A 22,591-nucleotide genomic window follows, 5' to 3' on the forward strand; every position below is an offset into this window, starting at 1 on the left:
CAGCGCCCGCAGGCTCGCATCCCCGCGCCCGTTTCTGTCATTCATTCGGATCCTCTTTCATGACCATCAAGGGAAAAGCCTGCATCGTGGGCGCCTTCGAACATCCTCTGCGCAAGGCGGAGCGTCACTCGGTCGCCCAGCTGCACGCCGAATGCGCCCGGGGAGCGCTGGCTGACGCGGGGCTCTCGATCCAGGACGTGGATGCCTACTTCTGCGCGGGAGATGCGCCGGGTCTGGGGCCGCTGTCCATGCTGGACTACATGGGGCTGCGGGTGAGGCACCTGGACACCACCGAAACGGGCGGCTCGTCCTACCTGATCCATGTGGCGCACGCTGCGCAGGCCATCGCGGTAGGCAAATGCAATGTGGCGCTGATCACGCTGGCCGGCAAGCCGCGCACAGATCCGTCCATGGGCAAGCCGCGCGAATACGGAGCGACTTCACCCGACGTAGCCTTCGAGCAGCCCTTCGGCATGAACACCCTTGCCGGCTACGCGCTGGTGGCGCGACGCCACATGCACGAATATGGCACCACGCCCGAGCAGCTGGCGTGGATCAAGGTCGCGGCCTCCACGCACGCGCAGCACAACCCGCACGCCATGCTGCGCAAGCCGGTGACCGTCGAGGAGGTTGTCAATTCGCCGCTCGTAGCCGATCCGCTCCGCCGCCTGGACTGCTGCGTGGTCAGCGACGGTGGCGGCGCGCTGGTGGTCACCCGGCCGGAGATCGCCCGCAGCCTCGCGCGCCCGGTAGTGAGCGTGCTAGGCGCGGGCGAGGCCGTGCGCGGGGCGTATGGCGGATGGGAGGGGGGCCTGCTGACGACCGGCGCCGCGCAATCGGGCGCGCAGGCCTTCGCCGAAGCCGGGGTGACCCCGGCGGACATCCAGTACGCATCCATCTACGACAGTTTCACCATCACCGTGCTGCTTCAGTTGGAGGACCTGGGCTTTTGCCGCAAAGGCGAGGGCGGGCGCTTCGTGCAGGACGGCAACCTCATCTCCGGCGTCGGCCGCCTGCCCTTCAACACCGACGGCGGAGGGCTGTGCAACAACCACCCGGCCAATCGCGGTGGCATCACCAAGGTGATCGAGGCCGTGCGCCAGCTGCGCGGTGAAGCGCATCCCGAAGTGCAGGTGCCCGGCTGCGAAATAGCCCTTGCGCAGGGCACGGGCGGCAACCTGGGTGCCCGCCATGGCAGCGCCACGCTCATCCTCGGACGGAATTGATCACATGTTTCTCTCGGACGACCGCGAGTGGCCGGCTCCCGCCACCAACCCTGAAAACGAGGCATTCTTCGCAGCCGCGGCACAGGGCCGCCTGCTATACGGCCGCTGCCGCGGATGCGGCAAGGCGCACTACTACCCGCGTCTCAGCTGCCCATACTGCTTCGCCGCCGAGGTGGACGGGGTCGAGGCGAGCGGCCGTGGCACCATCTACTCGTACACCGTCACCGGCCCTGCCTCGGATCGCCAAGTGCTGGCCTTTGTCGAGCTGGCGGAAGGCGTGCGCATGCTCAGCAACATCGTGGACGCGCCGCCCGACCGGCTGGCCGTCGGCGCGGCGCTTCGGGTCGCGTTCGGCCGCGCCGGCAGCGTCAGGGTGCCAGTCTTCGTGCTGGAAGAGGCGAGGGCAGGCACGTGAACATCGACGCCGTCAGAGCCTGGAGCCGCACGGTTGTGCACGACTACACGGCGCGCGACACCGCCCTCTACGCGTTGGCTGTCGGTGCTGTCTCCGATCCGCTCGATGCGCGCCAGCTGCAGCTGGTGGATGAGACCGATCAGGTGGCCGTCCCGTCGATGGCGGCCGTGATCGCTTCGCCCGGCTTCTGGGCGCGCGACGAGAAGTCCATGGCAATCGACGCCCAACGTTTGGTCCACGGAGAGCAGCGGATCGCGCTGGAGCGGCCGCTGCCGGCGAAGGGCCGTGTGGTCGGCATATCGCGCGTGTCCCGCATCGTCGACAAGGGCGCCGGGAAGGGCGCCTTGATCACCGTATGCAAGACCCTCCAGTCCGAGAACGGCGATCGTTATGGCCATGCATGGCAGCTCTTCTTCTGCCGCGGCGACGGGGGCTTCTCGGCGAGCGGCGCGGACGATCTGGTCTTGGACGATGCGCCCTTGCCGCCGCTGGCTGCTGCACCCGAACGCGAAGCCGACCGGCATGAGCACTGCGCGGTGCGCGTCGATGCTGCGCTGCTGTATCGCCTTTGCGGCGACAACAACAGGCTGCATATCGACCCTCAGGCTGCGCAGCACGCGGGCTTCCCTCGTCCCATCCTGCACGGCTTGGCGACCTACGGCTTTGCGGCCATTTCTGTCATCCGCGCGTTCGCGGACGGCGACGCGCAGCGGCTGCTTGGCCTGGACGCGCGCTTCTCCGCACCTCTGTACCCAGGCGAGGACGTGGAGTTCCGGATGTGGGACGAGGGCTGCCATGTGGCGCTCGAAGGCCGCGTCGCTGCGCGCTCCGCCGTGGTGATCAGCCATGCGCGAGCACGTCTTCAATGATCAAGGAGGAATCCATGAACGAATCCATGTCCGGCAAGGTGGCCGTGGTCACGGGCGCCGGTGGCGGAATCGGCCGCGACATCGCCCTTCAACTGGCGCAGGCGGGCGCGCGCGTCGTGGTCAACGACATCGGCGCGTCGCTGAGCGGCCAAGGCAATGACGCCGGGCCAGCCGCAGCCGTGGCGGCCGAAATTCGTTCCGGCGGCGGCGAAGCCGTACCCAACACGGACTCCATCGCCACGCGCGAAGGCGCACTGCGCCTGATCCAGCAGGCCGTCGACGCCTTCGGACGGATCGACTGCGTGGTCAACAACGCCGGCATCCTGCGGGATCGCTTCTTTCACAAGATGAGCGAGGACGATTGGGACGCTGTCGTGAAGGTGCATCTGTATGGGTCCTTCTACACCAGCAGCGCCGCGGCCGGCTTCTTCAAGGAGCAGGGCGGCGGCTCCTTCGTCCACATGACGTCCACATCCGGCCTGGTCGGCAACCGCGCTCAGGCCAACTACGCGGCCGCCAAGATGGGCATCGTCGGGCTCTCGCGCACGATCGCCATCGACATGCAGCGCTCAGGCGTGCGTTCCAACTGCATCGCGCCCTTTGCCTGGGGGCGCATGGTGGCCTCCGTGCCCATCACCACTGAAGCCCAGCGCCTGGCCGCCGAGCGCAAGCAGCAGCTGATGACGCCGGCCAAGGTTGCGCCGCTCGCAGTCTTTCTTGCCAGCGATCTGGCAGCCGAAGTCAATGGCCAGGTGTTCGCCGTGCGCGGCAACGAGATCATGCTCATGAGCCAACCGCGGCCGGTGAAGTCCGTGCACCGGTCCGAGGGTTGGACGCCGCAGAGCATTACCGAGCATGCGCTGCCCGCAATGCGCGGCGCGCTCGCCCCGCTGGAGGAGACGTCCGACGTCTTCAACTGGCCTCCCATCTAGCAGGCAGCGCTGTGCGTGCCGCTGCACCGGGGAAGGCGCGCCGGCGTACCTGCCGTCAGCAACAACCCGTACTTACGGAGATAACGTGGATCTGAACTACAGCCCGCAGGACGTCGCCTTCCGCGACACCGTGGTCGCATGGCTACGCCAGAACCTGCCCGAAGACCTGCGGGACAAGGTGCTCAACCACAAGCGGCTCAGCCGCGAGGATTACGTGCGCTGGCACCGCATCGTGGCCGCCCAGGGGTGGGTCGGCGCCGGCTGGCCGGTCGAGCACGGCGGGACCGGCTGGACGCCGGTGCAGCGTCATATCTGGGACGAAGCGTGCGCGGCCGCCGGCGCGCCGATCATCATGCCCTTTGGCGTCAACATGGTGGCGCCGGTCATCATGGCCTTTGGCAACGAGGCGCAGAAGCGCCACTACCTGCCGCGCATCCTGAATTGCGACGACTGGTGGTGCCAGGGCTACTCGGAGCCGGGCGCGGGCTCCGACCTGGCCGCGCTCAAGACCCGTGCCGAGCGCGTGGGCGATCACTACATCGTGAATGGCCAGAAGACCTGGACCACCTGGGCTCAGTACGCCAACATGATCTTCTGCCTCGTGCGCACCGATGCGAAGGCGCGGAAGCAGGGGGGCATCTCCTTCCTGCTCATCGACATGAACAGCCCTGGCATCACCGTGCGGCCGATCATCATGCTCGACGAGGAACACGAGGTGAACGAGGTGTTCTTCGACAACGTCAAGGTTCCGGTGGAGAACCTGATCGGCGAGGAGAACAGTGGCTGGACCTATGCCAAATACCTGCTGGGCCACGAGCGAACGAACATTGCCGCCGTGGGGCGCTCCAAACGCGAACTGCGGTTGCTCAAACAGTTGGCGTGCAAGCAGCACAAGAACGGCAAGACGCTGCTGAAGGACCCGATGTTCGCCGCGAAGGTGGCGTCGCTGGAGATCGAGCTGATGGGGCTGGAGGTCTTGGTGCAAAAGACCATTTCCCAGATGAGCCACGGCAAGACCCCTCCGCCGGAGGCCTCTATGCTGAAGATCAAGGGCAGCGAGATCCAGCTGGGCATTACCGAGCTGATGCTTGAGGCGGTCGGCCCCTATGGCGCGCCCTTCGATCCCGCGTTCCTCGCCGGAGAGCATGCGCAAAGCGCCGCGAACAACGATGACGCGGCGCCCCTGGCATCGCTGTACCTGAACCATCGAAAGATCGCGATCTACGGCGGCTCCAACGAGATTCAGAAGAACGTCATTGCCAAGCTGGTGCTGGGCCTGTGAGGAGCGTGCCGACATGAACTTCGACTACACACAGGAACAGCAGCAGTTTGCCGATGCGCTGCGCCGCTGGATCGAGAGGGATTACGGATTCGAGCGGCGCCGCGCCATCGTTCGCACCGACGAAGGTGTGTCCGGCAACGCCTGGGACGCTCTGGCCGAACTGGGCGTCACGGCGCTGGCGATGCCCGAGTCTGCAGGTGGCTTCGACGGCAGCGCCCTGGACATGTTCATCGTGATGGAGGAACTGGGGCGCGGGCTGGTGGTCGAGCCGTTCTTTGCCACCGCCATGGGGGCGCAGTTCCTCAAGTTGTCCGGCCGGCATGAGGCGCGGCTCGCAGAGGTCGCCGCCGGCCGGCTCAAGCTGGCCTGCGCGCTCGGGGAGCGGCAATCCCGGCATGACCTGTTTGACGTGGCGACGACAGGTAGGTGGGTCGACGGCGGCTACCTGTTGAACGGTGTGAAGACGGTCGTGACGCACGGTGCGCAGGCTCGCCAACTCATCGTGTCCGCCCGCTCGTCGGGCGCGCAGCGCGATACCAGCGGCATCTCCCTTTTTCTGGTGCCCGCCGACGCGCCAGGCCTGCGTGTTCACGACTATCGCACCATCGACGGACTTCGCGCAGCCGACGTCGAGTTGTCTGACGTCCGCCTTCCGGCATCGTCCCTGCTGTGCACCGAGGGCGCCGGCTGGGAGATGCTGGAGGCGGCTACGGACTACGGCATCGTGCTGTTGTGTGGCGAGGCCGTCGGTGCCATGGAGTCCCTGAACAGCGAGACCCTTGCGTACCTCAAGACTCGGCACCAGTTTGGCGTTCCCATTGGCAGCTTCCAAGTGCTGCAGCACCGCATGGTCGACATGGTCATCCATCTTTCCCAGGCGCGCGCTGTGGCCCTGCTGGCGATCGTGAAGCTGTCGACCGACTGCGATCCCCAGGAACGCAGGCGCGCGGCCTCGGCTGCGAAGGTGCGAGTCGGGCAGGCCATGAGGTTCATCGCACAGCAGGCCGTGCAGTTGCACGGCGGCATGGGACTGACAGACGAACTGCCTGTTTCCCACTACGTCAAGCGTCTCACCGTGATCGAGTCGATGCTGGGAGACATCGATCACCACCTGGCCCGATTTGCCAGCCAGCCGGCGTTCCTCGGCGACGGGTTCACGTCTTGAACCGGCGTACGGATTTCTTTTCCTTTCCACGGCCTCGACCAGTTTTCCTGTTTTTAAGCAGCAAAGGAGTCTTCATGAAGCGTCGCGTCTTTTTCTCGGGTTGCAGGGATTTCGCTCTTGCCGCCGCCGTGGCGGCGGCTGGTACGTTGGCCGCGGCGCAGCCGGCCTTCCCCAGCAGGCCCATCAAGCTGATCGTGCCGACGAACCCGGGCGGCAGCATTGACACGATCGCGCGGGTTCTCGGCGAAGAACTCAGCAAGGAACTGAAGCAGCCCGTGATCGTGGAGAACAAGACAGGGGCGGGCGGGATGATCGCGGCCACCGCGGTATCGCAATCGGCTCCGGATGGATACACGCTGCTCGTGACGCACACTGGCGTACTGCAGGCCGACCTCCTGCGCGCGAAATCGTCCTACCGGCTGAGCGATCTCACGCCGGTGGCCGAGGTGTCGAACACGCCGGTGGCCTTCGGGGTGGGAGCCAACGTGCCGGTCACCGACCTGAAGTCCTTCATCGCGTTAGCGAAGGCCGAGCCCGGCAAGCTGAGCTACGGTTCCTATGGAAAGGGGACGTCGGCGCATATCTGGGCTGAGCAGTTCTCTCAGCACGCCGGAATCAAGCTCGTACACGTGCCCTACGGTGGAGAGATCCCCGCGATGCAGGACGTCCTCGCAGGTCACATCACCAGTGGGTGGGGTGCCGTCGGCACGTACAAGCAGCAGGCCGACACCCACAAGATCCGCATTCTTGCGGTCGCGAACCCGGTTCGCTCGGTACTGTTGCCGGACGTGCCGACCTTCATCGAGGCGGGCTTCCCCGAGATGAATGCGAGCGGATGGTGCGGCGTCTTTGCGTCTGCAGCCACGCCCAAGGCCGTCGTGGCCCAACTGTCCCAGTTGATTGTCAAGACGGTGCAGCGCCAGGACGTGGCGGCACGCATCCTCGCGACCGGACAGGAACCTACGGGCGCCGACGAGGCGGCGTTCGGGCAACGGGTGGCCCGCGACCGGAAAACCTGGGCCAAGGCCATTGCCGACTTCAACATCACCCTCGATTGAACGCACGCGAAATTTCGGAGGTGATCGTCCAATGACGCCGCAGCAAATCCGCACCTGGCCCCAGCATCTTCCTCATCAGCTGACGACGCCGGCAACGAACCTCTACTTCAACCTGCTCGTCTCGGCGACACGCTTTCCCGACAAGGCGGTGCTGATCGATCCGCATGGCACCCTGACCTATCGTGGCTTGCTCGACCAGGTGGACCGGCTGGCCGGCTACCTGGAACAAAGTCTGGGCGTGCAGGCCGCCGATCGGGTCATGCTGTACATGCAGAACTGCCGGGAGTTCGTCGTTGCGTACTACGCGATCCTGCGAGTCAGCGCCGTGCTGGTCCCTGTGAATCCGATGAACAAGCGCGGCGAGCTTGGGCACTATCGCAGCGACAGCCAGGCGCGCGTTGCCTTCTGCGGCAGCGAGAGCCTGGCGGAACTGCTGGCCATGGAGGGCGCCGAGGAGCTGTCGGCCGTGATCGTGGCCGACAGGGCCGGAACACAACGCGCAGCCGGGGACCCGCCGCGGAAGGTACACGATTTCGACGCGGCCATCGCGGCCGGGCGCACACCGGACCGGCCCGTCGCACACGATCCCTCGCAACTGGCGGTGATCCTCTATAGCTCAGGGACCACCGGCAGTCCCAAGGGTTGCATGCACACCCATCGTTCGATGATGGCGAGCACCAACGCGGTGGCGCACTGGATGGGCATGCAGTCGGAAACCGTCGTCCTGGCGGCGCTGCCCTTCTTCCACATCACGGGGATGCAGAACATGATGAACACGCCGATCTACGTCGGCGGGACACTCGTTCTGCTGCAGCGGTGGAGTCGGGATACCGCCGCCGAACTGATTGCGCGCCACAGGGTGACGCACTGGAACACGATGCCCACCATGCTCATCGACTTTCTGGCCAGCCCGCAACTGGCCAGCTACGACCTGAGTTCGCTGCGGCGTCTGGGCGGCGGCGGCGCCGGCATGCCGCAGGCGGTAGGCGAGCGCGTGAAGGCGCGGATCGGGCTTGATTTTCTCGAAGGCTATGGGCTGTCCGAAGGCATGCCATTGACGGGCAATCCCGCTGCGCACTTCAAGCGCCAATGCCTGGGCGTGCCGCTGTTCGACACGGACGTTCGCATCGTCGACGCGGGGAGCCTGCAGGAGATGCCCCAGGGCGAGGTGGGTGAGATCGTCGTCTCCAGCGACAAGTTGTTCGAGGGCTACTGGCGCAACGAGCAGGCCACTCGCGAGGCGTTCATCGAATTGGAAGGAAGACGTTTCTTTCGCAGCGGGGACCTGGGCTATGTGGACGACGAGGGGCATTTCTTCATCGTCGATCGGCTCAAGCGCATGGTCAACGCCTCTGGATACAAGGTGTGGCCCACGGAGGTCGAGGCCCTTCTGCATGAGCACCCCGACATCCTCGAGGCCTGCGTGATCGCCGCCAACGACCTCTACCGCGGCGAAACAGTGAAGGCGGTGATCGTGCTGCACGAGGCGGCCAGGGAGCGCGTGCACGCCCAGGACATTATCGACTGGTGCAAAGCCAGGATGGCTGCCTACAAGTACCCGCGGCTGGTGGATTTTGTGGACGAGCTTCCGAAGCTGGCCACCGGAAAGATCGCGTGGCGCCAATTGCAGGAGGCCGAGCGGGCCAAGGCTCGCGCGACATCCGCTATTGGCTGACGCGTCCAGCCGCTGACCGCCGGAAGCCCTGGCGCCATTTGCTGAAAGACATCGGAGTGATTGCCACATGAACGGCGCCAGAAGTCTTGTCCATACCTTGCGTGCAGCCGGCATAGAGCTGTGCTTCGCCAATCCTGGAACCAGCGAAATGCATTTCGTCGCGGCACTCGATGAGACCGACGGGATACAGTCCGTGCTCGGTCTTCAGGAGAATGTCGTAACAGGCATGGCCGACGGGTACTACCGCATCGCCGGCATTCCGGCCTGCACCTTGCTTCACTGCGGCCCTGGGCTGGCAAACGGGCTGGGCAATCTGCACAATGCGCGCCGCGCGCGCAGCGGTATCGTCAACGTCGTGGGTGACCAGGCAACCCATCACCGCCCCCTCGATGCGCCTCTGACTGCGGACACGGACTCGCTCGCCCGCACCGTCTCTAGTTGGGTGAGGACCAGCTCCGATGCGCGGCACGTGGGACATGACGCGGCAGCCGCAGTCCAGGCGGCGCGCACGAAGCCTGGGCAGATCGCGACACTGATCCTGCCGTCGGACGTGTCCTGGAACGAAGGCGGTGTCGTGGCCGAGGTGCTCAGGTCGCCAGCGCCGCCGCCAGTGGATCCGTTCGCGATCCAGAAGGTAGCCCAGACCCTGCGCTGTGGCTCAAGGGTGCTCATACTGCTAGACGGCCAAGGTACCGGCGCGCGGTCTCAGAAGTTGGCGTGGCGAATCGCGAAAGCTACAGATGCATCAGTGATGGTCAGCTACGGGGTTTCTCATTTTCCGCGCGGGCGCGACAGCATTCCTCTCGAGAGAATTCCGTACGTTTCTGCTCAGGCGACGCAGGTTCTGAGCGAGTTCGAGCATATCGTTCTCGTCAACTCAAGTGCGCCGGTCAGCTTCTTTGCCCATCCCGGCAGGCCATCGACTCTGTACCGTCCGGAAACGCAGGTTCACGTCCTCACGAGGTTTGATCAAGATTCGGATGAGGCGCTGCAGGCGCTGGCCGATGAACTCGGCGCGCGCGAAGTCGGCTTTCCAAATGTGGGGCCACGACCCGTCCCGGCCAGCGGTGCACCTACGCCAGAAGGCTTGGCGCAAACAATCGCCGCGCTTATGCCTGATAACGCTATTGTCTCGGACGAAAGCGTTTCCTATGGGCGTTCGTTCTACCAATACACCCACGCTGCCGCACCTCACGAATGGCTTCATTTGACGGGCGGTGCCATTGGAGACGGACTGCCTGTGGCAACAGGGGCTGCCATTGGGGCCGGGAGGCGGCGAAGGGTCATCAGTCTTCAAGCGGATGGTTCAGCGATGTATTCGCTCCAATCGCTGTGGACCCAGGCGCGGGAGCGGCTTCCGATCACCACCGTACTGCTGAACAATCGAAAATACAGCATCCTCATCGAAGAGTACAAGAACGTCGGAGCAAAACTGGGCACCACGGCGATGAATATGCTTGATCTTGGAAATCCATCTCTCGACTGGGTCAAGATTGCTAATGGGCTCGGCGTGGAGGCTGCCAAGGCTACCAATTTGGAGCAACTTGCCGACCTGTTGAATCAAAGCTTCAAAGATCCAGGACCATTCCTGATCGAACTGATGGTCTGAATGGTTCGCAGATGCAGCCATAGCCTGGAGATTTGCGAGTCTGGTCCAACCCGTTCTGTGACAATCCGCACCTGGAACGTCTACATGCCACCATGCGAACGCCCTGGCCACACGCCTTGCGAAAGCCATGAAGATCGCGACATTCAACGTCAACGGCATCAGGGGGCGTATGGCGCGTCTTCTCGACTGGCTTCAAGACGCCGAGCCGGACATCGCCTGTCTGCAGGAAGTCAAAACGGGCGACGCGACTTTTCCCCATGAGCCCCTCGAGGCGGCGGGCTACCACGTCATCTGGCATGGCCAGCCGCGGCACCACGGCGTTGCGATCCTGTCCCGAAACGCCGAGCCGGCAGAGGTTCGGCGAGGACTTCCCAACGACGACTCGGATGGCCAGGCGAGATACCTCGAGGCTGACGTCGGCCCCGTGCTGGTGGCGTCCGTGTATCTGCCGAACGGGAATCCGGTTCCAAGCAACAACTTCGACTACAAGCTGCAGTGGTTTGAGCGCTTCAACGCCCACGCGAAAACGCTGGTGGGGCGCGACGTCGTCCTGTGCGGAGACTTCAATGTGGTCCCGACCAATGCCGACATCTACAACGCCGGATCCTGGCGCTTCGATGCGGTGCTGCAGCCAGAAACGAGGGATGCCTACCAGAGGCTGCTCGCCCAAGGCTGGGTCGACAGTGCGCGCTTCCTGAATCCGCAGGGGCGTCGGGAGTTGTACACGTTCTGGGTCAATGACCACGCATTCCGTCGGGGCGCCGGATTTCGAATGGACTTCGTTCTGCTCAGCCCAAGTCTCGTCGGCCGTCTTCAAGCATCGGGCGTCGATGCGGAACAGCGCGGGCGCGAGAAGCCGAGCGACCACGCTCCGGTCTGGGTGGAGCTCCGGGACGACTGACCGCTCGGGAGACCACCTGCTTCAATGAGGCGGTCGCCAGTTCGACCATCCGCTTGCCGAGCATTGAAGGCGCGAAGCCCTGGTGCGTGATCGCGAAGATCTCCAGCGACGGACTGCCGGCGATGGGCCGGAAGTCCAGCTCCTTGGTCTGGCAGGCGCGAGCGGTCAGGTCGTCCACGATCGCGATGCCGGCGCCGCAGGCGGCCAGCGCGCAGGCCATCTGCCCGGAGCGAACCTCGACCGATGACGCTGCCTCGACCCCGCTGCTGGCGCACCACTCGGCGATGATGCGGCCCTGCGGCGTATCCGGGCTGAACGAGATCAGACGCTCGTTCAGCACGTCGCGCGGGCGCAGCAGGCGTTTGGCCGCAAGCGCGTGGCCCGTGGGGAACACACAGACGAGCCGCCAATGTCCGATCGGCTTCGAGGCCAGCAGCGCGTTGTCGGTCGGGAGGGTCGAGATCGCGACGTCGGCTTCGCGGCTGGTCAGGCGGCTTAGCATTTCGCGCGTCGGCAGCGTCTCGAGGTAGATCCTGGCCGCCGGATACTCGGTCGCCAGCGCTGCGACAGCGCGTGGCACGGCGACCAACGCAGTGCTCGGGCTGGCGAGCACGCGCAACGACAGGCGCGCACCCGACTTGAGTTCCTCGGCTCGTTCGCTCACCCGCCGGATGCCGCCATACACCTCGGACACTTCTGCGTAGAGCGCCTGCGCTTCGGGCGTGGGCAACAGCCGGCCCTTCGTGCGCTCGAAAAGCCGCAGGCCCAGCTGCAGCTCGATGTGCGCCAGCATCCGGCTGATACCGGGCTGAGAGACGTGCAGCAGGTGCGCAGCATCCGTGACGGAGCCGGCCAGCATCACGGCACGGAACACCTCGATCTGTCTCAAGTTCATGCGGCCTCCTGATAACACGATGTTATGGGAATGACAAATCTTGGTATTGGCGCCGTGATGTCGCCATTCCTATGATCGATCGGAAAACCCCAGATTGGAGACAAGCGAATGAACCATCCCGTTGCAACAGTGAACCGGCGCACGGTGCTTTCCACCCTCGCGCTTGCCCTGACCGCCGTGCACGTCGGACACGGCTGGGCCGCGGATGCGTGGCCGAGCAAGACGGTGCGCATCATCGTTCCATTCGCTCCCGGTGGTGGCGCCGACAGTTCGGCGCGCGTGCTGGCCGAGGTGCTGGCGCCGAAGCTGGGACAAAGTGTCATCGTGGAGAACCGGCCGGGTGCGGGGAGTGCCATCGGCGTGATGGCTGCGGCGCAGAGCAAGGACGGCCACACCCTTCTCATGGGCAGCAACAGCATGGTGATCAACCCCGTGCTGAATCCCTCCATCACCTACGACGTGGCCCGCGACTTCGACGCGGTCGGCATGGTTTCGGCGCAGCCGCTGGTGCTTGTCGTGCCCGCGACGTCGAAGATCGCGAGCTTTGCCGACCTGGTGGCCCAGGCCAAGGCGCAGCCCGGCACGCTGACGGCCGGCAACAGTGGCAACGGCACGCTGGCGCACCTGACGGCCGAGTTGTTTTCGATCCAGACGCAAACCACGATCACCAGCGTCCCTTACAAGGGTGAAAGCGCGCTGCTGCCCGACCTGATCTCGGGCCTGGTTTCTTTTGGATTTCTCAACCTGCCGAGCGTGATGGCGCACATCCGCTCAGGCCGGCTGCGCGCCTTGGCGGTGTCTTCGCCTGCGCCGGTGGCCGACCTGCCCGGCGTGCCGACACTGCGATCGCTGGGCCAGCCCAGCCTCGAGGTCCAAGGCTGGGCCGCGCTCCTCGCGCCGAAGGGCACCATTCCCAAGGAGGGCCTGGTCCGTCTCGAAGCCCTGCTGATCCAGGCCTTGGAAACCGATGTCGTGAAGACGCGCTTCGCCGCGTTGAGCGTCGAGCCCGTCGTCAGCGGCCGCGACGCGACGGCGCAGCACCTGAAAGCCGAGGGCGCCCGCTGGCAGGAGGTGATCAAGGCGCGCGGCATCAAGGCCGACTCATGATGGACAGCGAAAAAGCCTTTGGCTATTGCCTCGCCTCCACGATGAGCGCTGATGTGGTCGTCTGCGGTGGCGGCGTCGCGGGAGCGATGGCAGCGGTCGCAGCCGCGCGCGCCGGTGCTTCGGTGGTGCTGGTGGAACGCTACGGCTTTCTCGGCGGCAATGCCACGGCCGGCGCCGTGGCGCAGTTCAACAGCTGGCAGACCGCCGGCGGCCGTCGGGTGGTGGCGGGGCTGGCCGACGAGGTCGTGACGCGGCTTGGGCGCTACGGCGGGGCCGGCGAGCACGGGACCTTCGTCATGTCGACCGGTCACAAGATGGACCGGGTCGAGTACGCGCCCGAAGTGCTCAAGCTGGTGCTGGACGATATGGTCCAGGAGGCCGGTGTGCGCCCGCTGCTGCATGCCAGCGTGCTCGACGCGCCCGTGAATGATCGGCGCATCGATGGCTTGCACGTGCTGACCAAGAGTGGCGTGGTCGAGCTGTGCCCGCAGGTGCTGATCGAGGCTTCCGGCGACATGGATGCGCTCCAACGCGCAGGCGCCGCCTTCCTCGGACTGGAAGAGGGCGAGGCGCTGCAGCCGGCCACGATGATGTTCCGCTTCGGGCCCATCGACTTTGCGCGCATCGATGCGCTTTCGAAGGAAGAAGTCGCCGCCCTGGCGCGCGCTGGCTACCAAGACGGCCGGCTGGCGCGCGCCGCCTTGCACTTCAGCCGTGATCCGTTCAGCAACGACGGCTGGTTCAACATCAGCCGCCTCGGCATCGACGCCACGGACGCAATGGCACTGGGCGCTGCCGAGATCGAGGGACGGCGGCAGGCCTGGAGCGCGGCCCAGTACCTGCGGCAATGCGTGCCGGGTTGTGAGGCAGGCCAGTTGCGTGCGTTCGGCACCCAGGTCGGTGTTCGCGAAACGCGGCGCATCGTCGGCGACCACGTCCTGACCAGCGAGGAGTTGCTGCGCCCCGAACAGTTTCCCGATGCAATCGCCGCCGGCGCATACCCGATCGACATCCATCCTGCGACTGGCGGCGAACTGCGCTACGAGGGTCTTGGAGATGACCACGCGTACGGGATTCCCTACCGCTGCCTGATTCCTGTCGGCTTCGACAACGCCCTGGTGGTCGGGCGCGGCGTCTCGGCCACGCACAGCGCGCATGCGGCGATTCGCGTAATGACCATTTCGATGGCCGTGGGCCAGGCAGCCGGCACCGCGGCTGCGATGGCAGCGCAGTCGAATCAGCAGGGGAAGGTCCGCGCCGTGCCGATGCCGGCGCTGCGCGAACAGCTGCTCAGCGACGGCGCAAAGCTGGCCTGAGCTAAGCGGTTGGTGCTGCCGCTGGCGCACTACCTGCTGCAGACGCCGGCTTGCGCGCTGGGCTGCGTCCCCACGTAGCGTCCTCTGGGCCGGATGACCTGCGGCCTGCCGAGTTGCTCGAGGCTGTGTGCCAGCAGCCCGATGCTTCGCGCGGTCGCCTGCAAGCCGAACGCTGAATCCTGTGGGAGCCGCATCTTCGCGACCAGCGCAGCGAGCGCCAGGTCGATATTCGGTTTCAACCCCGTGAGAGCCTGCGCTTTCTCGATGAAGCGCGAGATGGGTTCCAGCGGTTCGAACATGGAAAAAAGCGCTCCCGCGCGCGGATCGCCTTCCGGGTAGATGTGGTGACCGAACCCCGGAAGGGAAAGGCCCGTGGAGAGGTAGTGACCCAGGACCGCGTCGGCGCCGAGGCGTTCCACTTCGCTGAACAGGGCGCGTACCCTGCCGGACGCATCGCCATGGAGCGGTCCCGAAAGGGTCGTCAGTCCGGCCAGGAGACAGGCCGGCAGCGACGCGCCGGTCGATGCCGTGATGCGCGCCACGAAGGCGGAGCTCGTCAACTCGTGGTCGACCATCAACACCATGGCCACGCGCAAGACCTCCGCCACGCGCGCGGGCTGTCGCCAACCCGTGGCGAAGCGCCTGTGCAATGGCTGCGTGCCAGGCTGCGCCCCGAACGCGCAGGCCACATGCCCCACCAGGTCCTGCGCTTCCTCGTGCAGCACGCGGGTCATGCGGCCACCGGTCGAATGACCCACCGCCGCGCGTGCAGCCAGAGAGGTGAACGCGGCGACCCGCCCCGCCTGCACCGGGCGCGTGGCGCCGGCAGCTGAGAAGTCCACCGCCTGCTCGGCGCCCCAGAGCAGCCGGGCGGCTTCTTCGAGGCTGGCTGTCCGGGCAAGCTCCACGGCGTCCTGGCCTCGGTAGAAAAGCCGACCGCGGTAGAAGGTGCTCAGCGCGGTGGGAATACTGGGCTCGGCGCCGTACAGGGTGTTGGCGGCGACCGTCTCGCGCTTGCGGCCAGCCTGCTTGCGCCTGGCCAGGGCTTCGACGTCCTCGGTCCGGTACAGGCTGCGCCGCGAGTCCGCCGGGTCGGCAATGACCTCCAGCTTGCCCCGACTTGCGTAGGCGTAGAGCGTTTGAGGTCGCACGTCCAGTTGCCGGCACGCGTCGTCCAACGAGATCCAGAGGGCCATGAAGGGTAGGTATCAAGGAATTTATGTTGATTTTAATGATCAAGATTGTCATCACGATCAACTAAATACACACTTCACTGCATGAAAGCGCAGGTCCTTCAACTCAATCCCATCCTGGTTCCGTCGGTCAACGAGCGGCTGGCGGCGCTGTACGAGGTGCACAGGTTTTTCGAGATCGACGACAAGCAAGCCTGGCTCGATGCGCACGCCTCGAGCATCGCCGCCGTCATCACGGGAGGCCACACGGGCGTCTCCCGGGCCTTGCTGGAGACAATGCCGGCACTCAAGGTGGTGGCGATCAACGGCGTCGGAACGGACGCCGTCGATCTGGCCTACTGCAGGGCCCGCGGCTTGCCCGTCACAGCCACGCTCGGCGCGCTCACGGAAGATGTCGCCGACCTGGCGATCGGACTGCTCATCGCCGCTTGTCGCAACCTGTGCGCGGGCGATCGCTTCGTGCGCGAGGGCCATTGGGTCCGGCATCCGCAGCCGGGTGCGATCCCGCTGGCACGCCGCTTCAGCGGCATGCGTGTGGGCATCGTCGGCATGGGTCGCGTCGGCCGCGCGGTGGCACAGCGAGCCGCTGCATTCGGCTGCACCATCAGCTACACCGATCTGCAGCGCATGGACGATGTGCCACACCGGTTCTGCGCCGGGCTGATCGACCTGGCAAGGGAAGTGGATGCGCTGGTGCTCTGCGCCGCTGCAGACAAGGCTGATGGCATCGTGAATGCGGCAGTCCTCGATGCCCTGGGGCCCCGCGGGTTCCTGGTGAATGTGGCACGTGGCCGTCTGGTCGACGAAGTCGCGCTTGCCCGCGTGGTGGCCGCCGGCGGCATTGCCGGTGCAGCCCTGGACGTTTTCGTCGACGAGCCGAACGTCCCGGTCGAACTGCTCGAATCCGACCGCACCACGTTGCAGGCGCATCGCGCGAGCGCCACCTGGGAAACGCGCACGGCCATGGCCGAGATGGTCCTTGACAGCCTGGCCCAGGCGCTCGGCGGCGACCGACCGGCGATGAGCCTCACGACCTGAGCCAATCACGACTCATCTGGCGGATCGAAGCATCGGGCGATCGAATCGCCCATCGAAAAAGCAGGAGACAAGACATGTTTGCAACCCGCGTTGCTGCCACGCTGGCCGGACTCTTGATGGCGATCGCGCACGGCGTGTGCCTGGCCCAGGCCTTCCCTTCGAAGCCGGTGACACTGGTGGTGCCCTTTCCGCCGGGCGGAGGCACCGACACCGGTGCCCGAATCATGGCCGAGCAACTTGGCAAGCGCTGGGGCCAACCCGTGTTGGTGGACAACAAGGGGGGTGCCGCCGGACAGATCGGCGCCGATGTCGTGGCCAAGGCCCGGCCTGACGGCTACACGATGCTGTTCGGCAATGTCGGAACGCAGTCGATCAACCCCTCTCTCTATCGCAAGCTTCCATACGATCCGGACAAGGCCTTCAGTCCTGTGTCGCTGGTCGCCGAGCTGCCGCTGGCGCTGATGGTCAATCCTGCCGTTCCCGCGAGGACGCCGGCCGAGCTGATCGCGCTTGCCAAGTCGCAGCCGGGCCGGATGAGCTACAGCAGTTCGGGCGCGGGCAGCGCGCCGCACCTGGCGGCGGAACTCTTCAAGGACAGCACCGGCACCTTCATCCTGCATGTGCCTTACCGCGGCGGCGGACCGGCGATCACCGACCTGCTCGGCGGCCAGGTGCAGATGTCATTCCTGACGGTGCTGGAAGCCTCCGGGCATATCAAGGCAGGCAAGCTGCGCGCGCTCGCCGTGACGAGCGACAAGCGTGTCTCGGCGCTGCCCGATGTACCCACCCTCGCGGAAAGCGGCCTTCGCAACTTCAACGCCATTTCGTGGATCGGCCTGCTGGCGCCTGCGGGTACGCCGCCCGACCTCGTCGAGCGCATCGCGGCGGACGTTCGTGCCGTGCTGTCCGACGATGCGGTGAAGGCCCGGTTCGCAGCGCTGGGCGGCGTTCCCCGCGCCACGTCTCCGCAAGAGTTCGCCAAGCTGATTGCCGATGACCGGGGCCGTTACGGCCAGATCGTTCGCACCCGCAACATCACGATCGACTGAGGGCACTGGCGACGGCCGGCGTCTTTGCACCGGGCCATATCGCCGCGCTGCCGCTCGATGTCCATGCGCTTCGTCGTTCGAGTCGGAACCCTACCGGATCTTTCCGTGCCTCATCATCAAAGTCGAGGAGACAACCGTGCTACGCATTTCAGTATCCAAGCTCCTGGCCGCAGCGCTCACCGTGGTGCTGGCGGGCAGCTCCGTCGCTGCCGACAGCTATCCCAGCCGTGCGGTCAAGATCATCGTGCCCGCGCCGCCGGGTGGTGCCATCGACATCCTGGCCCGCGTGGTCGGCAACAAGCTCTCCATCTCGATGGGTCAACCGGTCGTCATCGACAACCGGCCGGGCGCATCGAACAACCTGGGCACCGAGGTGCTCGCCAAGTCAGCGCCTGACGGCTACACCATCGGTATCGTCGGTGGCAGCCACACCATCAACAAGTACCTGTTCAAGAACCTGGGGTGGGACCCGGAGAAGAGTTTCGAGCCGATCGTCTACTCGCACGAGGTCCCGCTGGTCTTCGCTGTCTATCCCCAGATCCCGGCCACGACGCTGCCCGAACTCGTCACGTGGATGAAGGCCCATCCGGACCAGGCGAAGGTGGCAACTTCGGGCCGCGGCAGCGCCCAGGAAATGGCGGCGGAGCTGTTTCGGCTCGCGAGCGGTGTTCCCATGCTGATGGTCCCCTACAAGGGTTCGTCCGCGGCCCAACCGGATCTGCTGGCGGGGCGGACCATTCTGTACATCGACACCGTGAGCGCGATCCAGGCACAGGTGAAGGCCGGCTCCGTGCGTGGCGTGGCGGTGACTTCGCTCAAGCGGGCCTCTTCGCTTCCCGAGATCCCCACCGCCGACGAGCAAGGCCTCGCGGGCTACGAAGCCAACACGAACGGCGGCTTCCTCGCCCCGGCCGGCACACCGCAACCCATCCTCGCCAAGCTCAATGCCGAGATCAATGCCGCCCTCAACCTGCCCGACGTGCGCGAGAAGCTGAAAGCGGCCGGCATCGAAGTGCAGGGCGGGACAGCCCAGGCGTACGGGGCGCGAATGAAGGCCGACTTGATCAAATGGGGCAAAGTCGTTCGAGACGCCGGGATCCAGCCGGAGTGAGATCGCGAGCGGCAGGCCGTCATTTATGATCCCGCGGACCATTCACTTCGACGGCCCGGCGATTCCTCGATGCGCCGGGCGCGCTGTCGGATTCACTTCCGATCGACTCCAACTCCTGGCACCGGGCATGTCCTCTCCAAAAAAACCCAGGCGCCTGCGCTTTCGCCTGAGCCTGTCGGCCCGTGTTGCGCGCCTGCTGTGGCGGATGTTGGCCATCCTCTTCATGGTCCTGGGCGTGCTCGGGGTGCTTCTTCCGATCGTCCCGACGGTGCCCTTCCTGCTCGCCGCCGCGTGGGCGGCCGGCCGCGGCTGGCCGGCGCTGGAGCAATGGCTGCTCGGTCATCCGCGCTACGGCGAGCCTATCCGCCAATGGCGCAGTGGCGGCGTGGTTCCACGCCGCGCCAAGTGGGGCGCCACCCTGATGATGTTCTGCAGCGCCATCCTCCTGGCATTGACGCCAGCACCCCTGGCGTTGAAGGCCAGCGTGCCGGCAGTCATGGCGATGGTCGCGATCTGGCTCTGGAGCCGGCCGGAGAGCTGATCATCGCGGCGGGCATCGCGCCCGTGCTCGCGATCGCCGGCTGTTCTTCGCTTGTGCCGCAGGATCTCCGCGGCTTCTCCCCATTGAGCTGAGGCTACGCGGGCTCAGAGCACAAGCGACATCCGCAGGCCAAGCGCCAGCAAGGCCTCGTCGTCGCCTTGTCGCGCGGCAAGCTCGATGCCCACGGGCAAGCCGTCAACGCTGCACCCTGCCGGCAGCGCCAGTGCCGGGAGTCCCAGCGCCGCAGCGAAGCGCGCGTTGCGCGAGACGACGGCGCCGAGCGGCACCCGGGCGCCCAGATGGAGGATCGAATCGTCCGGTTCGCCGCGCGCCTGCGAAACCAAAGGCGCGGTCACCGGCGTGGTCGGATACGCGACGGCATCCAGCGCGTGGCCGTCCATCAGCGCCAGCCAGCGTTGCCCGAGCACGGCCAGATGCCGCCTCAGCGTCGCGGCTTCTGCGGCGGCCTGGTCGTTGTCGCCCGCCGCGTCGGCCACATAGATGGCGCGCACGTCGCGGCTGCGGATCGCCTCGACGAAGGCGTCGAACGGAATGTCGTGGCCGCGGGCCGCCAACCAGGCGCGCAGCTCGCTTCGGCGTTGCAGGCGCCCCAGCGAGATCTGCAAACGCACCGCTTCGCCGACCAGCGTACCGGCGTCGAACTCGACCAGTGCCGCGCCCGCTGCACGGAATCGCTCGAGTGCGCCGATGCACACGGCGTCGACGGCGGGCGCGAGCGCCTCCCACAGGCCGCCGCGCGGCACGCCGATGCGCAGCGTGCCGGCCTCCGGCGGCGGCCCGACCTTCTTCCTCGCGATCACTTCGTGCAGCAGGACGAGATCGTCGACGCTGCGCGCCATCGGTCCTGCGGTGTCGAACGCGGCGACCAGCGGCACGATGCCTTCGAGGGAATACGCCCTCCGCGGCCCGGTGGATGGCCGCAGGGCCGCGATGCCGCAGAAGGCGGCCGGCGTACGCAGGGAGCCGGAGGTGTCGGTGCCGAGCCCCGCCGGCGCCAGGCCTGCTGCGATCGCCGCTGCCGTGCCGCCGCTGGAGCCGCCCGGGATGCGATCGGTCGTTCGCGGATTGCCGACCCGGCCGAAGACCGGGTTGTTCGAGGTCGCGCCGGCGGCCAGTTCGTGCATGCTGGACTTGCCGAGCAGCAGGGCGCCGGCTTCTTCCAGCGCACGCCAGACGGGCGCCGGCCGGGGCGGCAGGTCGCGACGAAGCCAGGCATTGCCGGCTGAAGTCGGGAAGCCCGGCGTGTCGATGTTGTCCTTGACGACGAGCGGCAGGCCCGCGAGCCTGCCGGCCGGTTCACCGGCGGCCAGGGCGCGGTCGAGCTGGCGCGCCTGTTCGAGCAGGCGCGGCGTGGCTTGCCAGCTCAATGCGTTCAGGCTGTGTTGCGCTTCGCACCGCCCGAGGAGTTGCCGGCACCGGCTTTCTGCGGAGAAGCTCGAGGCGCCAGCCGGGATGCCGCGGCCATGGGCAGTCACGCCGTCGACCAGGGCGCGCGCCGAGTCCGGCACGCCGGCGTCGTCAATCTCCGGCAAGGCTCAGATCTTCGAGGGGCCGGCCTGCGGGCGCCCCCGCCGGGTTGCTGCTCCCGTCGGCGCCCGCGGCCTCGCGCTGCGCGCAGTCGAGCAGGAATTCGCGCAACGCCGCGATCTTCGGCAGCTTCGACTTCTCGACCGTGCTCACGACGAAGTAGGAGGACATGATCGGCTTGCTCCAGTCCTTGAACGGCGCCACGAGCCGGCCGGCGCGCAAATGGTCGCGCACCAGCATGCTGCGGCCCAGCACCAGCCCGCGCCCGGCAACGGCCGCGCGCAGGATCAGCAAGGGGTCGCTGAAGCAGGGCCCGCTGTGGATGCCCGAGCTGTCGAAGCCGGCTTCCTCGAGCCAGAGCTCCCAGGACATCCACGGCTCGTGCACCATGCGCTGCGAGGAGTTGAGCAGGGTAAAACGCGACAGGTCCTGCAAGCCGAGGCTGCCCGCGGGCTGATCGAGGATGGACGGGCTGCAGACCGGAAAGACGCGCTCCGTTGCCAGCAGGTCCGCCCTCAGGTCCGAGGCGAAGCCGGCACGGCCGAAGCGGATTGCGATGTCGACTTCGGAGTTGGCCAGGTCGACCATCTTGTAGTCGGTGAGCACCATCACGTCGATCTCTGGCCGGTGCCCGCGGAACGCCTCGAGCCGCGGCATCAGCCATTCCTGCGTGAACGAAGGCAGGGCGCTGATGACCAGCGTCTCCGCCGGCCGCGGCTGCGGACGCGGCAGCAGCGCCATGGCCGCTTCGAAGTGCTCGAAGCCGGCCACGATGCCGGGCAGGATGGTCTGGCCCAGGCGCGTCAGCACCAGTCCGCTGGGCGCCCGCTCGAACAGCAGGCCGCCGATGAATTCCTCCAGCATCTTCACCTGGTGGCTGACGGCCGTCTGCGTCACGCAGAGTTCCTGGGCGGCACGCCCGAAGCTGCCCAGTCGTGCGGACACTTCGAAGACCTTCAGCGCCTTCAGCGGCGGGAGCTGCTTTCGTTTTCGCATGGGATGGATCGCGGTTGTGGACATGGAACACGGCACGGCCGCCGCATGCCCCCGTTTTGGGGCGCTGCGGCCTCCGGAAGATAGCGCCGGCAGCGCCATTGCGAAATCCGGGCCAGCCCTTGGCGTCCGCAGCGAACGCAGCGGCCCCAAGTTTTCCGGGGGCCGAACCCAAGATTTATTCGTTTGCTCCCGGCGGCCCTTGCGGCAAATATCGGTGCCCATCGGATCTCGATGCACACACACCATCCAAAGGAAACAAGCATGAGCCTCATCAAAGTCAACCCGGCGTCCATGGGCGGCGAGCCCGGCACCTACAGCAACGGCCTGATGGCCGAGGCGCCGGCCCGGACCCTCTACATCGCCGGCCAGATCGGGATCGACGCCAAGGGCGTGGCATCGTCCGACTTCGGCGAGCAGTGCCGCCAGACGTGGTCGAACATCGAGGCCATCCTGGCCGAGGCGGGCATGGGCATCGAGAACATCGTCAAGACCACGATCTTCCTGGTCGATCGTGCCGACTATCCCGCGTTCGTCGAAGTGCGCAAGGGGGTGCTCAAGACGCACAAGCCGGCCTCCACGCTGGTCTACGTGTCGGGCCTGGTCAAGCCCGAGTGGAAGGTGGAGATCGAGGCCATCGCAGCGAAGTAGCGCCGCCCGGCCTGCCG

At 66.3% G+C, this 22,591-nt stretch carries 21 protein-coding genes; 17 read left to right on the plus strand and 4 right to left on the minus strand.

The genetic code is table 11. The features are described from left to right. The first annotated feature begins 59 nt into the window (after positions 1-59). From E5CHR_RS11170 to xth, 10 genes are all read left to right on the plus strand, one after another. On the plus strand, positions 60-1,226 hold the full coding sequence (locus E5CHR_RS11170) for a thiolase domain-containing protein (RefSeq protein WP_162579732.1): 1,167 nt from the start codon (positions 60-62) through the stop codon (positions 1,224-1,226). Between the two features lie 4 nt (positions 1,227-1,230). Beyond that, the gene (locus E5CHR_RS11175; RefSeq protein WP_162579733.1) at positions 1,231-1,641 is read left to right on the plus strand and encodes a Zn-ribbon domain-containing OB-fold protein; all 411 of its coding nucleotides are present in this window, start codon (positions 1,231-1,233) and stop codon (positions 1,639-1,641) included. Continuing rightward, on the plus strand, positions 1,638-2,510 hold the full coding sequence (locus E5CHR_RS11180) for a MaoC/PaaZ C-terminal domain-containing protein (RefSeq protein WP_162579734.1): 873 nt from the start codon (positions 1,638-1,640) through the stop codon (positions 2,508-2,510). The genes E5CHR_RS11175 and E5CHR_RS11180 overlap by 4 nt, the downstream gene beginning before the upstream one ends. A gap of 14 nt (positions 2,511-2,524) precedes the next feature. Continuing rightward, complete coding sequence (locus E5CHR_RS11185; RefSeq protein WP_162579735.1) at positions 2,525-3,442, plus strand: SDR family NAD(P)-dependent oxidoreductase; 918 nt, start codon at positions 2,525-2,527, stop codon at positions 3,440-3,442. Positions 3,443-3,527: 85 nt separating this feature from the next. After that, positions 3,528-4,724 (plus strand): acyl-CoA dehydrogenase family protein, encoded by a 1,197-nt coding sequence (locus E5CHR_RS11190; protein ID WP_162579736.1) that lies wholly within the window; start codon positions 3,528-3,530, stop codon positions 4,722-4,724. A 13-nt stretch (positions 4,725-4,737) separates the two neighbouring features. Continuing rightward, the gene (locus E5CHR_RS11195; RefSeq protein ID WP_162579737.1) at positions 4,738-5,889 is read left to right on the plus strand and encodes an acyl-CoA dehydrogenase family protein; all 1,152 of its coding nucleotides are present in this window, start codon (positions 4,738-4,740) and stop codon (positions 5,887-5,889) included. A 74-nt stretch (positions 5,890-5,963) separates the two neighbouring features. Further along, entirely contained in the window at positions 5,964-6,947 is a 984-nt protein-coding gene (locus tag E5CHR_RS11200) for a tripartite tricarboxylate transporter substrate binding protein (protein WP_162579738.1), read from the plus strand. Between the two features lie 31 nt (positions 6,948-6,978). Beyond that, the gene (locus E5CHR_RS11205; protein ID WP_162579739.1) at positions 6,979-8,622 is read left to right on the plus strand and encodes a long-chain-fatty-acid--CoA ligase; all 1,644 of its coding nucleotides are present in this window, start codon (positions 6,979-6,981) and stop codon (positions 8,620-8,622) included. Positions 8,623-8,689: 67 nt separating this feature from the next. Next, positions 8,690-10,231 (plus strand): acetolactate synthase large subunit, encoded by a 1,542-nt coding sequence (locus E5CHR_RS11210; RefSeq protein WP_162579740.1) that lies wholly within the window; start codon positions 8,690-8,692, stop codon positions 10,229-10,231. Between the two features lie 127 nt (positions 10,232-10,358). Beyond that, positions 10,359-11,132 carry an exodeoxyribonuclease III gene (gene xth, locus E5CHR_RS11215; RefSeq protein ID WP_162579741.1) on the plus strand — a complete coding sequence of 258 codons (774 nt, stop codon included), beginning with the start codon at positions 10,359-10,361 and terminating at the stop codon, positions 11,130-11,132. Here xth and E5CHR_RS11220 read toward each other — a convergent pair. After that, positions 11,020-12,027 carry a LysR family transcriptional regulator gene (locus E5CHR_RS11220; protein WP_162579742.1) on the minus strand — a complete coding sequence of 336 codons (1,008 nt, stop codon included), beginning with the start codon at positions 12,025-12,027 and terminating at the stop codon, positions 11,020-11,022. The genes xth and E5CHR_RS11220 overlap by 113 nt on opposite strands. A gap of 108 nt (positions 12,028-12,135) precedes the next feature. Here E5CHR_RS11220 and E5CHR_RS11225 point away from each other — a divergent pair, with 108 nt between their 5' ends. Both E5CHR_RS11225 and E5CHR_RS11230 read left to right on the plus strand, forming a co-directional pair. Next, positions 12,136-13,134, plus strand: coding sequence for a Bug family tripartite tricarboxylate transporter substrate binding protein (locus E5CHR_RS11225; RefSeq protein WP_162579743.1), 999 nt, complete (start codon positions 12,136-12,138; stop codon positions 13,132-13,134). Then, positions 13,131-14,450, plus strand: coding sequence for an FAD-dependent oxidoreductase (locus E5CHR_RS11230; protein WP_232062038.1), 1,320 nt, complete (start codon positions 13,131-13,133; stop codon positions 14,448-14,450). The genes E5CHR_RS11225 and E5CHR_RS11230 overlap by 4 nt, the downstream gene beginning before the upstream one ends. Positions 14,451-14,479: 29 nt before the next feature. Here the strand turns inward: E5CHR_RS11230 and E5CHR_RS11235 are convergent, their stop codons facing one another. Beyond that, entirely contained in the window at positions 14,480-15,646 is a 1,167-nt protein-coding gene (locus E5CHR_RS11235; protein WP_162579744.1) for a citrate/2-methylcitrate synthase, read from the minus strand. Between the two features lie 81 nt (positions 15,647-15,727). Between E5CHR_RS11235 and E5CHR_RS11240 the strand changes: the two genes are divergently transcribed. The 4 genes from E5CHR_RS11240 (at position 15,728) to E5CHR_RS11255 (ending at position 19,382) form a co-directional block, all read left to right on the plus strand. Next, complete coding sequence (locus tag E5CHR_RS11240; protein WP_162579745.1) at positions 15,728-16,681, plus strand: 2-hydroxyacid dehydrogenase; 954 nt, start codon at positions 15,728-15,730, stop codon at positions 16,679-16,681. A gap of 74 nt (positions 16,682-16,755) precedes the next feature. After that, positions 16,756-17,730: a Bug family tripartite tricarboxylate transporter substrate binding protein gene (locus E5CHR_RS11245; RefSeq protein ID WP_162579746.1), complete on the plus strand. Its 975-nt coding sequence runs from the start codon at positions 16,756-16,758 to the stop codon at positions 17,728-17,730. A gap of 163 nt (positions 17,731-17,893) precedes the next feature. Beyond that, positions 17,894-18,841: a Bug family tripartite tricarboxylate transporter substrate binding protein gene (locus E5CHR_RS11250; RefSeq protein ID WP_443083113.1), complete on the plus strand. Its 948-nt coding sequence runs from the start codon at positions 17,894-17,896 to the stop codon at positions 18,839-18,841. Between the two features lie 127 nt (positions 18,842-18,968). Further along, the gene (locus E5CHR_RS11255) at positions 18,969-19,382 is read left to right on the plus strand and encodes a YbaN family protein (RefSeq protein ID WP_162579748.1); all 414 of its coding nucleotides are present in this window, start codon (positions 18,969-18,971) and stop codon (positions 19,380-19,382) included. A 104-nt stretch (positions 19,383-19,486) separates the two neighbouring features. On the opposite strand, the gene E5CHR_RS11260 is transcribed toward E5CHR_RS11255, so the two are convergent. Both E5CHR_RS11260 and E5CHR_RS11265 read right to left on the minus strand, forming a co-directional pair. Continuing rightward, positions 19,487-20,935, minus strand: coding sequence for an amidase family protein (locus E5CHR_RS11260; RefSeq protein ID WP_162579749.1), 1,449 nt, complete (start codon positions 20,933-20,935; stop codon positions 19,487-19,489). Then, positions 20,922-21,926 carry a LysR substrate-binding domain-containing protein gene (locus E5CHR_RS11265; RefSeq protein ID WP_162579750.1) on the minus strand — a complete coding sequence of 335 codons (1,005 nt, stop codon included), beginning with the start codon at positions 21,924-21,926 and terminating at the stop codon, positions 20,922-20,924. The genes E5CHR_RS11260 and E5CHR_RS11265 overlap by 14 nt, the downstream gene beginning before the upstream one ends. Before the next feature lie 261 nt (positions 21,927-22,187). Here E5CHR_RS11265 and E5CHR_RS11270 point away from each other — a divergent pair, with 261 nt between their 5' ends. Then, positions 22,188-22,574 (plus strand): RidA family protein, encoded by a 387-nt coding sequence (locus tag E5CHR_RS11270; protein ID WP_162579751.1) that lies wholly within the window; start codon positions 22,188-22,190, stop codon positions 22,572-22,574. Positions 22,575-22,591: the final 17 nt, after the last annotated feature.

This window comes from Variovorax sp. PBS-H4 (genome assembly GCF_901827205.1).
In the GTDB taxonomy this organism is placed as follows: Bacteria; Pseudomonadota; Gammaproteobacteria; order Burkholderiales; family Burkholderiaceae_C; genus Variovorax.